Source organism: Rahnella victoriana (assembly GCF_004330295.1).
Lineage (GTDB): Bacteria > Pseudomonadota > Gammaproteobacteria > Enterobacterales > Enterobacteriaceae > Rahnella > Rahnella victoriana.
This window is the reverse complement of record NZ_SJOJ01000027.1, coordinates 35,715-47,809: the sequence shown is the minus strand read 5'-3', so window position 1 is coordinate 47,809 and position 12,095 is coordinate 35,715. Positions and strand designations below refer to the sequence as shown.

At 55.9% G+C, this 12,095-nt stretch carries 10 protein-coding genes; 8 read left to right on the top strand and 2 right to left on the bottom strand.

Translation table 11 applies throughout. The features are described 5' to 3' along the window. Window positions 1-180 precede the first annotated feature (180 nt). On the bottom strand, window positions 181-1,404 hold the full coding sequence (mlc, locus tag EYY67_RS19790) for a sugar metabolism global transcriptional regulator Mlc (RefSeq protein ID WP_095922110.1): 1,224 nt from the start codon (window positions 1,402-1,404) through the stop codon (window positions 181-183). A 168-nt stretch (window positions 1,405-1,572) separates the two neighbouring features. Beyond that, complete coding sequence (locus EYY67_RS19785; RefSeq protein ID WP_119826145.1) at window positions 1,573-2,472, bottom strand: LysR family transcriptional regulator; 900 nt, start codon at window positions 2,470-2,472, stop codon at window positions 1,573-1,575. A 142-nt stretch (window positions 2,473-2,614) separates the two neighbouring features. Here EYY67_RS19785 and EYY67_RS19780 point away from each other — a divergent pair, with 142 nt between their 5' ends. The 8 genes from EYY67_RS19780 (at window position 2,615) to rsxD (ending at window position 12,095) form a co-directional block, all read left to right on the top strand. Further along, window positions 2,615-3,907, top strand: coding sequence for an MFS transporter (locus EYY67_RS19780; RefSeq protein WP_119826147.1), 1,293 nt, complete (start codon window positions 2,615-2,617; stop codon window positions 3,905-3,907). A gap of 249 nt (window positions 3,908-4,156) precedes the next feature. After that, window positions 4,157-5,365, top strand: a complete 1,209-nt coding sequence (locus EYY67_RS19775) for an FAD-dependent oxidoreductase (RefSeq protein WP_095922113.1) — start codon at window positions 4,157-4,159, stop codon at window positions 5,363-5,365. A 317-nt stretch (window positions 5,366-5,682) separates the two neighbouring features. After that, window positions 5,683-7,050, top strand: coding sequence for an anaerobic C4-dicarboxylate transporter DcuC (gene dcuC, locus EYY67_RS19770; protein WP_119826151.1), 1,368 nt, complete (start codon window positions 5,683-5,685; stop codon window positions 7,048-7,050). 256 nt (window positions 7,051-7,306) lie between these two features. Then, a complete protein-coding gene (locus EYY67_RS19765; protein WP_131694220.1) occupies window positions 7,307-7,747 on the top strand; it encodes a DUF2569 domain-containing protein in 441 nt (146 codons plus the stop codon). Window positions 7,748-7,787: 40 nt separating this feature from the next. Next, complete coding sequence (rsxA, locus tag EYY67_RS19760; RefSeq protein ID WP_095922116.1) at window positions 7,788-8,369, top strand: electron transport complex subunit RsxA; 582 nt, start codon at window positions 7,788-7,790, stop codon at window positions 8,367-8,369. Continuing rightward, window positions 8,369-8,935 (top strand): electron transport complex subunit RsxB, encoded by a 567-nt coding sequence (gene rsxB / locus EYY67_RS19755; protein ID WP_015697463.1) that lies wholly within the window; start codon window positions 8,369-8,371, stop codon window positions 8,933-8,935. The genes rsxA and rsxB overlap by 1 nt, the downstream gene beginning before the upstream one ends. 1 nt (window position 8,936) lies before the next feature. Next, window positions 8,937-11,042 carry an electron transport complex subunit RsxC gene (gene rsxC / locus EYY67_RS19750; protein ID WP_131694219.1) on the top strand — a complete coding sequence of 702 codons (2,106 nt, stop codon included), beginning with the start codon at window positions 8,937-8,939 and terminating at the stop codon, window positions 11,040-11,042. Next, a complete protein-coding gene (gene rsxD, locus EYY67_RS19745) occupies window positions 11,043-12,095 on the top strand; it encodes an electron transport complex subunit RsxD (protein WP_119826157.1) in 1,053 nt (350 codons plus the stop codon).

Genomic DNA, 12,095 nt, shown 5'->3' with positions numbered 1-12,095 from the left:
TAGTGCGGTGACGGCGAAACGGTTATCGCTTTTTTATTTAAAACAGACAGTAAAGGAATATCCAAAATAATCAAAATTACGGCAAGGCGGCAAGTGAGAAAGTCCCGATGAGCTGACATAAGTCAGTGATTCGGGCGAAAGAACGCAGCCACCCAGAGGTAATTTTAAGTATGAAGGATATTAGCCTTGCAGTAATTTTATTAGAAGTGATCCGCTATATAAGGCGTCTTTCACTAATGCCGCCCCTGGCATGGTGCCCTGATTATAAAATTGTGTGGATTCCAGTTTAATATTTTCGCTATAAGCGGGAAGTGATTGCTGCTGAATACAGGACATTATCGCGGGATGCAGAATATCCTGAGATAAATTAAGCGGTGAGCCAATCAGCACTTTTTCGGGATTAAACAGATTCACCATGATCGCCAGAATACGCCCGACGCTCTGCCCGACGCTGATGATCACATCCCGCGCCAGCTGATCGCCCCGGTTGGCGGCATCACATACCGCTTCGATGGTCAGTGACACACCGTGCAATAAACTGGCTGGAACCGGTACCGTTAACCGCTGACGAACAAGCTCCAGAATGCTGTCGGTACTGGCGACAGTTTCAAGGCAACCGTGATTGCCGCAATAACACCGCTTACCGTAGGGGTCCACCTGCGTATGGCCGATTTCTGCCACGCTGCTGCTGCCCGCGTGTAACACCCGTCCGCTGGTGATCACCCCTGCGCCGACGTTATGGTCAATGACCACCTGCACCACATTTTTACAGCCACGCGAGGCTCCGTAGAGCGATTCGGCCAGCGTCCAGGCACCGATATCATGCTGCACATACACCGGCAAACCGGTATGTGCAGACAAGGTATCGCCCAGCGGCATATCGAACACATCGTGATAGAACGGCATACGGTGAACGATGCCGCGACGGGCGTCGATCATGCCCGGCAGGGTGATGGCGATGGCGGTAAGGCGCTCGAGTTTGCGCTGATGACGGATAAAAAACTGATCGATTTCAGAAATGATGCGGCCAAGCAGCGGTTGCGAGGCCTGCTCCGGCAGCGGCAGGACTTCTTCCACCACCAGCTTACTGCTGAGATCGCGTAAACCTAACGTGATGGAACCGAGACTGATACGGGCTGAAAGGTAGTGCCAGGCCTGGGTGTCGAGCGCGAGGCCGATAGCCGGACGCCCCCGGCTGCCGGGATCCTGAAATTCCGTTTCCAACACCAGATGCGCCTGTAATAACTCGCGGACAATCTTGGTAATACTGGCCGGTGCCAGTTGTGCTTTTTTCGACAATTCTATGCGCGAAATGGGACCAAACAGATCTATCAGGCGGTACACAGCACCGACATTGGTTTGTTTAATTTGATCTATATGTCCTGGTTGCCCGTCGGGGATCACTCAAGGAACTCCTGTTATTTTCGCGCTTCAAAATAAAGATTAGGGCTATGTTGGGGTTTTTGTCATATGTCGTCAACTATTTGATTCGTTATGTGATTTGGTGCACAAATTACGTGAAAAGGTACTCAGAATTGACTGGAAATACAGCATGTTCGGCCCTCGCCGCCTTCACTCTTCGTGTAACAGCAAATCCATAAAAGCGCGTGTCGCGGCGGTCACCGGACGCCGTGCGTGATTCACCAGCCAGAGTTCCGTCGTCCCCTGCATTTCACCAAACCGCAAATAACGCACGCCCTCGACCTGAATGCGCAGATAAGACGCAGGCAAAATGGAGACTCCCAGTCCGGCCGCCACCAGCCCGATGATGGTCAGCGGCTCGCCCACTTCCTGGGTGATAAAGGGCGTGATCCCCTGTGCTTTCAGCTGGCCGAGAATATCGTCGTACAGTGACGTGCCGACATCTTTGGAGAAAAAAACAAACGGCTGATCGGCCAGATGCTGAAAGGTCAGTTCCCCGTCGGCCAGTGCATTCAGCGGGTGGTCTTTATGCACCACGGCGATCAGCGGCTCGGACAGCACCAGATGATGTTCCAGCTCGTCCGGCAATTCGCCGTTACGCATAATGCCCAGATCCAGTTTTCCCTCCAGCAACGGCTCGATCTGCTGTTTGCTGTTGAGCTGCTCGATACGGATATTGACGCCCGGATAGGTCAGACGGAAACGGTGCAATGTACGGGACACACGGCGCAGAAACGGGGCTGAAGAGGTCAGCCCGAGCGTCAGGTTGCCTGACTCACCGCGATGTATCCGCGCCGCCTGCGCCGAGGCTTCATCCACCCGCTGTAAAATCTGCCGCGCTTCCTGCAAAAAAGCCTGCCCCGCCTGGGTCAGCCGCACGCTGCGGTTATTACGGTAAAACAGCGCCGCCCCGAGATGGGTTTCCAGTGCCTGAATTTGCTGGCTCAGCGGCGGCTGGGAAATGTGCAAACGTTCTGCGGCGCGGCCAAAATGCAGCTCGTCAGCCACGGCGATGAAATAACGCAAATGACGCAGTTCGATGTGGTTCATGGCGGCGATCAATGTGTCCTGATTGATACTTTAAACATATCGTTTTCGAGTAATTAATATATTAGACAATAACTGCCTCAGCGTTAAAATTCTTACACATTTTAAAATTAAGTTTTACAGCGCCCCGTATTAAGGACTTACAGTGAAAACCTCCCGGCGGATTTCCGCTGCACCAGCCAGTGATTCAGTTAACGACGACGAGTTAAATCCCCAAACCCCTGTCGCCCGCTCCGGTCTTAAAACCCCTTTTATCAAACGTGGTACACCGCAATTTATCCGCGTCACGCTGGCATTGTTTTCAGCCGGTCTGGCGACCTTTGCGTTGTTGTATTGCGTTCAGCCGATCCTGCCGGTGCTCTCGCATGATTTTGGTGTTTCACCGGCGACCAGCAGTTTGTCGCTGTCGTTATCTACCGGTTTAATGGCGATTGGCCTGCTGTTCACCGGGCCGGTATCTGATGCTGTCGGGCGAAAATCGGTGATGGTGGTGGCGTTACTGCTTGCCGCCGGTTGCACACTGGTGTGTTCGTTTATGCAAAGCTGGGATGGCATTCTGATTATGCGCGCCCTGATCGGCCTGTCGCTGAGCGGCGTGGCGGCGGTGGCGATGACCTATCTCAGCGAAGAAATTCACCCCAGCGTGGTGGCTTTCTCAATGGGCTTGTACATCAGCGGCAACTCTATCGGCGGTATGAGTGGCCGTCTGGTCAGCGGTGTACTGACCGATTTCTTCTCATGGCGTATCGCCGTGGCCGTGGTGGGCTTCTTCGCCCTCGCGGCGGCGATCATGTTCTGGCGCATCCTGCCGCCGTCTAAGCATTTTCGTGCCAGTTCGCTGAAACCACGCAAATTGCTGATTAACTTCAAGCTGCACTGGCGCGACAGCGGTTTACCGTTACTTTTCGCCGAAGGTTTCCTGCTGATGGGCAGCTTCGTGACCATGTTTAACTACATCGGTTACCGCCTGCTGTCATCGCCTTACAACCTGAGTCAGGCGATTGTTGGGATCCTCTCCATCGTCTATCTGATGGGTACTTACAGTTCGCCGAAAGCCGGTGTGCTGACCGGTGTATATGGCCGCGGGCCGGTGCTGATCGGCGCGACGGCGCTGATGCTGCTGGGGATTGTGATCACCGCCTTCTCACCGGTCTGGCTGATTTTCATCGGTATGATCCTGGTCACCGGCGGTTTCTTCGCCGCCCACTCCGTCGCCAGCGGCTGGATCGGCCGTCGTGCGCGTCGTGCGAAAGGTCAGGCCTCGTCTTTATATCTGTTCAGCTACTACGCGGGATCGAGCGTCGCCGGGACATTAGGCGGCTTCTTCTGGCACGCGTACGGATGGTACGGGATCACCGGATTTATCAGTCTGATGCTGATTGCCGGCGTGGGCGTCGGGGTCCGGTTGATGCGGCTTTCTGAGGCAAAAGCCGCTTAATGGGGTGTCAACTTTTAATAGACCAGAACACAAAGGGTGTTAGCCCTTAAAACCCCCTCCCAACCTCCCCCTTCGCAGGGGGAGGAGCAAATGAGAAAACTCCTCCACCTGCTCAACGGTGCAAAAAGGACAGGATTTGTTACGCCCCTGTGCAGGAAATGTTCTGAGATGTCGCACGGGATGAATTGACGCACACCGGTGCAAATGATAATTGTTATCATGTGAATTCATCCGGTAAGGCAGGCAGGTATGACAGCGAACACAGAGACTTCCACAGCGGCATCCTGCTGCATTGTCGGCGGCGGTCCCGCAGGATTAATGCTGGGGTATCTTCTGGCGCGTCAGGGGATTGACGTCACGGTGCTGGAAAAACATCGCGATTTTTTGCGCGATTTTCGCGGTGACACCATTCATCCTTCGACGCTGGACATCATCTGGCAACTGGGTTTTCTCGATGAGTTTCTCGCCCTGCCACATCAGCGCGCAGAGAAGCTTTACGGCGAAATCAACGGCAAGGAAACCACGCTGGCGGATTTCAGCCACCTGCCGACGCAATGCAAATTTATCGCCTTTATGCCGCAGTGGGATTTCCTCAATTTTATCGCCAGCAAAGCCGCGCAACTGCCGAACTTCCGTCTGATCCATAACGCGCAGGTGCTGTCGTTACTGGAGAATACCGGTCAGGTTTCAGGCGTTGTGGCAGACGTAAACGGCGAAACGCGGCATTTTGACGCCGATTTAGTGGTGGGTTGTGACGGGCGTAATTCGGTCGTACGCGAACAGGCCGGGATGGAAATCCGCCGTTATGGCGCACCGCGCGACGTGCTGTGGCTGAAAATCAACAAACGCCCGGACGATCCGCAGTGGTCGATGGGGCATCGCGGGCCGAAGAAAAACTTCATCATGATCGACCGCGGCGATTACTGGCAGTGCGGTTATTCGATCCCGAAAGACAGCCTGGATACGCTTAAAGCGCAGGGCATCGCGCCCTTTCTCGACCTCCTGGCGGAAGTGTCACCTTTCGAACGCGCACGGCTTGAGGAAGACATCACCGGCTGGGACGATGTGCGCCTGCTGGTGATCCGTATCGACCGCCTGAAAGAATGGGCGAAACCGGGATTGCTGTGCATCGGCGACGCGGCCCATGCGATGTCACCGATTGGCGGCGTCGGCGTGAATCTGGCGATTCAGGATGCAGTGGCGACGGCGAATATCATTACTGAGCCGCTGAAAGCCGGACGCCTGACGCTGCGACACTTAAAACGTATCCAGCGCCGCCGGACGTTCCCGACCTGGGCCACGCAGGCGTTACAGATTATGATCAGTAAGGCAGGACAGAAGAAGCGCACCCGACCGCCATCCCGTATGGAATTGTGGCTGCGCGGGCGGAAATTCATTCCGTTTTTGTTCGGCCGTCTGATTGGGGTCGGGTTTTATCGGGAAATCCCGAAGCTTTGATTTTTCAGGCAAACATAAGGATGCGCACGGTCAACTCCCTCCCCTGCGAAGGGGAGGGTTGGGGTGGGGTATTAAAGCGAAATCAATAAGTTGAAGTTCGCTCAAACCCGGTGTCAGCCCTTAAAACCCCCTCCCCGCCTCCCCCTTCGCAGGGGGAGGAGTCGCACCGGTTCCTCCTCTGAACAGGCATCACATATTTTAATATTCCCCCGCCTTTCATCACCCATAATTGATAAGTGTCATAACGCCCGCACCGTTATTTCGGCAAAGTGCCCGCCTTTCACTTGGATCCAAATTTAATCTCGGGGAATACAATAATGCTGGAATTACTGATCGGACTGGTGGTCGCCGTGTTTGTCGGGCGCTACATCATCAAAGGCTATTCGCCCACCGGCGTACTGATGGTCGGCGGCTTATTATTGCTGATTATCAGCGCAATAATGGGTCACAGCATCCTGCCGGAAGGCACCAAAAGCACCGGCTGGAATGCGACGGATATCGTGGAGTACGTCAAAATTCTGCTGATGAGTCGCGGTGGCGATCTCGGCATGATGATCATGATGTTGTGCGGATTTGCCGCGTATATGACCCACATCGGTGCCAATGATGTCGTCGTGAAGCTGGCGTCGCGGCCGTTGCAGATGATCAACTCACCGTACATTCTGATGGTCGCGGCCTATATTCTGGCCTGCCTGATGTCACTGGCGGTATCGTCGGCAACCGGTCTGGGTGTGCTGCTGATGGCGACACTGTTCCCGATCATGGTCAACGTCGGCATCAGCCGGGGCGCGGCGGCGGCGATTTGTGCTTCCCCTGCGGCAATCATTCTTTCCCCGACTTCCGGCGATGTGGTGCTGGCCGCGCAGGCGGCGAACATGCCGCTGGTGGATTTCGCCTTCAAAGTCACCCTGCCGATTTCCATTGCGGCCATTGTGGCGATGGCGGTCGCGCACTTCTTCTGGCAACGCTATCTGGATAAACGCGATACCACCGCGCTCGCGGACGCCGTCGATTCCAACGCAGATGATGTGATTGAAACCAATGCGCCCGCTTTCTACGCCATTTTGCCGTTCACGCCGATTATTGGTGTGCTGATTTTTGACGGCAAATGGGGGCCGAATCTGCATATCATCACCATTCTGGTGATTTGTATGTTGCTCACCGCCATTATTGAAACCGTGCGTAACCGTAACGGCAAAGCCGTGTTTGCCGGGCTGGACGTCGCCTATCGCGGCATGGCGGATGCGTTCGCCAACGTGGTGATGCTGCTGGTGGCGGCTGGCGTATTCGCCCAGGGTTTAAGCACTGTCGGCTTTATCAGCAGCCTGATCGGACTGGCACAAAACTTTGGCTCCGGCAGCATTGTGATGATGCTGGTACTGGTGGTGATCACCGTGCTGGCTGCGATGACCACCGGCTCCGGCAATGCTTCGTTTTACGCCTTCGTTGAACTGATCCCGAAACTGGCCACAAAAATGGGCATCAACCCGGAATATCTGGTCATTCCGATGTTGCAGGCCTCCAACCTCGGACGCACTATCTCCCCGGTTTCCGGCGTCGTTGTCGCCGTGGCCGGTATGGCAAAAATCTCGCCATTCGAAGTGGTTAAGCGCACCTCCGTGCCGGTACTGGTCGGTCTGATTGTAGTGATCGTCGCCACCGAAATTCTGGTGCCGGTGCATTAAAACTTCTCCCGCTTTAATACCTGAAGCATTCAGGCTGTATCAAGGCGGCAACTGAGCGTGTCCCCGGGAGCATACAAAAGTATGTGACCGGGGCGCGTGAAGGCAGCCAACGCAGAGACGGCGTGAAGGATTAAGGTATTGATCACATAAATACGATAACGAGAATGTCTCTCACAGGTTAAGCTACTGCGCCTTGAAGGTCGGGGAAGTTTCCCTGTGCTGATTTGATGGCGAAACCAGCGTGAGAAAAGCTTTTATGTCGAATAATCCGGGCTATAAACGTATTGGCGGGTGGTTACTGGCCCCGATGGCGTATCTGATTGTAACGCTGCTGAGCGTGGTATTAATGCTGTTTCTGTTTTCAATGGCCTTATTTATGCCGGAATCGCGTGAATACTTAATCACCAATTCGCAGGCGTTTACCCTGCAATGGTATTTTTCAGTGGTGACCACGCTGGCGATGGGGTTATTTACCGTCGCGGTTTTGTGGCAATTTTGTAAGCGCGCACGCGTCTTACCCAAAATGTTTATTATCTGGTTGTTGTGCACCGTGCTTCTGGCGGTAAAAGCCTTTGCATTCTCGCCAGTTACCGATGATTTGGCCGTACGTAACTTATTGTTACCTTTATTGGCCGCCGCAGTCTTTGTGCCTTATTTCAAACGCTCACTGCGGGTAAAAGAAACCTTCACGGAATAACCCTGAGGTTTTTAATGTTTATTATGTCCGGGCAATTGTCATGACCTCTTATTTATTACTTTTTGTCGGCACCGTGCTGGTGAATAACTTTGTGCTGGTCAAATTTCTTGGCCTGTGCCCGTTTATGGGCGTCTCCAAGAAACTTGAATCCGCCATTGGCATGGGGCTGGCGACCACGTTCGTGATCACCCTGTCGAATATCTGCTCGTGGATCGTGAATACCTTCATTCTGATGCCACTGGGGCTGGTCTACCTGCGCACTATGGCGTTTATCCTGGTGATCGCGGTCGTCGTGCAGTTCACCGAAATGGTGGTGCGCAAAACCAGCCCGTCACTGTATCGCCTGCTGGGTATCTTCCTGCCGCTGATCACCACTAACTGCGCCGTGCTCGGCGTGGCGCTGCTGAACATCAATCAGCAGTTCAACTTTATGCAATCCGCGCTGTACGGTTTTGCCGCGTCGCTGGGCTTCTCACTGGTGATGGTGCTGTTTGCCGCTATTCGTGAACGTCTGGTGGTCGCTGACGTGCCTGCGCCGTTTAAAGGATCGTCGATTGCACTGGTCACGGCTGGCCTGATGTCATTAGCCTTTATGGGCTTCACAGGTCTGGTGAAATTCTGATGTTTGAATTATGGGTAGCGATTGGCGCGCTGACCGCACTGGCGCTGGTGTTTGGCCTGCTGCTGGGGTACGCCTCGCGTCGTTTTGCCGTGGAAGGCAACCCGGTTGTCGATCAGATTGACGATATCCTGCCGCAAAGCCAGTGCGCACAGTGCGGCTATCCCGGCTGCAAACCTTACGCCGAAGCGGTCGCCAATGGCGACAACATCAACAAATGTGTGCCGGGCGGCGAAGCCGTCATGCTTAAGCTGGCCACCCTGCTGAACGTTGAACCTCAGCCGATGGGCGAAGACGCCGCTGCGGCCGTTCCGGTGCGTAAAGTGGCGTATATCGACGAAAGCAACTGCATCGGCTGCACCAAGTGCATTCAGGCCTGTCCGGTGGATGCCATTGTCGGTGCCACCCGCGCCGTACACACCGTGATCACCGATTTATGTACCGGCTGCGATCTCTGCGTCGCGCCTTGCCCGACGGACTGCATCGAAATGCTGCCGGTCAAAACCACCACCGCAAACTGGAAGTGGGATTTGCAATCCATTCCGGTTCAGATCATCCATGCGGAGTAACATGTTCAATCTGTTTGCCGCGCTCAAAAAAGACAAAATCTGGGACTTCGACGGCGGTATTCATCCGCCTGAAATGAAGACTCAGTCGAGCCACGTTCCGCTGCGCAACGTGCCGCTGCCTGAGCGTTTTATCATCCCTCTTCAGCAACACCTCGGCCCTGAGGGCGAGCTGTGTGTGAAAGCCGGTGACCGGGTGTTGAAAGGTCAGCCGCTGACCACCGGTCGCGGCCGCACCGTGCCGGTTCACGCCCCGACGTCCGGCGTGATCACCGCCATCGAGCCGCACATCACCGCGCACCCTTCCGGCCTGAAAGAACTGTGCGTGTTGATCGCCGCCGACGGTCAGGACACCTGGTGCGAGCGTGAATTCGTGGCTGATTACCGCCAGCTTTCAGCCGATGAGCTGAATCAGCGCATCAGTCAGGCGGGGATCGCCGGGCTGGGCGGTGCCGGTTTCCCGACCGCCAGCAAACTGGCCGGCGGCCTGACGTCTACCCGCACGCTGATCCTCAATGCTGCCGAATGTGAACCTTACATCACCGCCGATGACCGGCTGATGCAGGAACACGCTGCGGAGATCCTGCAGGGCACGCGCATTCTGTGCCATATGTTGCATCCTGAACGCGTGCTGATCGGCATCGAAGATAACAAACCGGAAGCCATCGCCGCGTTTAAAACGGCCATTAAGGCGGAGATCACTGACGGCGTGCGGATTGAAGTGCGGGTGATCCCCACCAAATACCCGTCCGGCGGTGCCAAACAGCTGACCAAGATCCTCACCGGTCTCGAAGTGCCGAAGGGCCACCACTCGTCCGCCATTGGCGTGCTGATGCAAAACGTCGGCACGGTCTACGCCATCAAACGCGCGATCATTGACGGCGAGCCGCTGATCGAGCGCGTGGTGACGCTGACCGGCGAAGCCATGGCAAAGCCGGGCAACGTCTGGGCGCGTCTCGGTACGCCGATTGAACACCTGATGCATGAAGGCCAGTTGCAGCCGCAGGGCGACAAAAAGATGGTGATCATGGGCGGTCCGCTGATGGGCTTTACCCTGCCGTCGCTCAATGTCCCTGTGGTCAAAATTTCCAACTGCCTGCTGGCTCCGTCGGAATCCGAGCTGGGTCAACAGGAGCAGGAAGAAGCCTGTATCCGTTGCAGCCTGTGCGCCGAATCCTGCCCGGCCGGTTTACTGCCGCAGCAACTTTACTGGTTCAGTAAAGGCGAAGAACACGAGAAAGCGCGCAAGCATAATCTGTTCGACTGTATCGAATGCGGTGCCTGCGCGTATGTCTGTCCGAGCAATATTCCGCTGGTGCAGTATTACCGGCAGGAAAAGGCCGAAATCCGCGCCATCGATGCAGAGACCGCCCGCGCTACCGAAGCCAAAGCGCGTTTCGAAGCCAAACAGGCGCGCATGGAGCGCGAGAAATTAGCGCGCGAAGAGAAACATCAGAAAGCGGCCGTGAAACTGGACGACGTCCCGGCAGAACAAGCGCTGGTCACGGAAACCGTGGCAGAAAAACCGGCTGAAGCCGATCCGCGTAAAGCCGCGCTGGCCGCAGCTATTGCCCGTGCCAAAGCGAAAAAAGCCGCCGCAGAACAGGAAATTCCGGTGGCCTCCGAGCCGGTGCCTGAAACGCCGCCTTCCGCAGAAGATGACCGCAAAGCCGCCGTCGCCGCCGCCATTGCGCGTGTGAAAGCCAAAAAAGCCGGTAACAGCGGCGTTGTGGTCGAAGCGAAAGAAAGCGAACTGGCCGTTGCCGCGCCCGCTTCTGCTGAGGATGACCGCAAAGCGGCTGTCGCGGCCGCGATTGCCCGCGTGAAAGCCAAAAAAGCGGCCGCCGCGCAGACGGCGAATGCACAGGAAAACGTGACAGCGTCACCTGCAGAACCTTCCGCAGACGATAAACGCAAGGCCGCCGTGGCTGCCGCCATCGCCCGTGCCAAAGCCAAAAAAGCCGCCGCGCAGAGTGAGGCGCAGGAAGCAGACGCCGAAGAAACAGAACCAAAACAACAAGAAAGCGATCCACGCAAAGCCGCCGTGGCTGCTGCGATCGCACGAGTTAAGGCCCGTAAAGCCGCTCAGACAATGTCGAACGAGGAATAGATGGCCTTCAGGATCGCAAGTTCACCTTTTACGCATAACCGCCAGAACACCAGCACCATCATGATGATGGTGATCCTGGCCTGTATTCCCGGCCTGATCGCTCAGGTGTGGTTTTTCGGTTACGGCACGCTGGTCCAGCTGACGCTGGCTATCGTGATTGCCCTGCTGGCAGAAGGCGCGGTATTACAGCTGCGCAAACTGCCGGTGAAAAAACGTCTCGGCGATAACAGCGCCCTGCTGACCGCCGTGCTGTTGGGCATCAGCCTGCCGCCGCTGGGGCCGTGGTGGATGGTGGTGCTCGGCACGATTTTCGCCATCATCATCGCCAAACAACTTTACGGCGGGCTTGGTCAGAATCCGTTTAACCCGGCCATGGTAGGTTATGTGGTGCTGCTGATTTCGTTCCCGGTGCAGATGACCACCTGGCTGCCGCCGGACGCCCTGCAACATCATCATGTCGGATTCACCGACACGCTGCTGACCATTTTCACCGGCCATAACAGTCAGGATCTGACCGCCTATCAGCTGAACATGAACGTTGATGGCGTGACGCAGGCGACACCGCTGGATGCGTTTAAAACCGGGCTGCGTTCCGGTCATACCGCCGATCAGATCCTCGGGACGCCGCTGTTCAGCGGGACGCTCGCCGGGCTGGGCTGGCAGTGGATCAACCTCGGTTTTCTGGCCGGCGGGCTGTTCCTGATGTGGCGAAAAATCATCAGCTGGCACATTCCGGTTGCCATGCTGGGTATGCTGGCAGTCTGTGCCGGTATCGCGTGGGGTCTGGCCCCTGAACACTATTCATCACCACTCGTCGGGCTGTTCTCCGGCGCGACCATGCTCGGCGCGTTCTTTATCGCCACCGATCCGGTGACGGCGTCCACCACGCCAAAAGGCCGCCTGATTTTCGGCGCGCTGATTGGTTTGCTGGTCTGGCTGATCCGCAGTTACGGCGGCTATCCGGATGGCATCGCCTTCGCGGTTTTACTGGCCAATATCACCGTGCCATTGATTGATCACTACACGCAACCACGCGTCTACGGGCATCGCTGA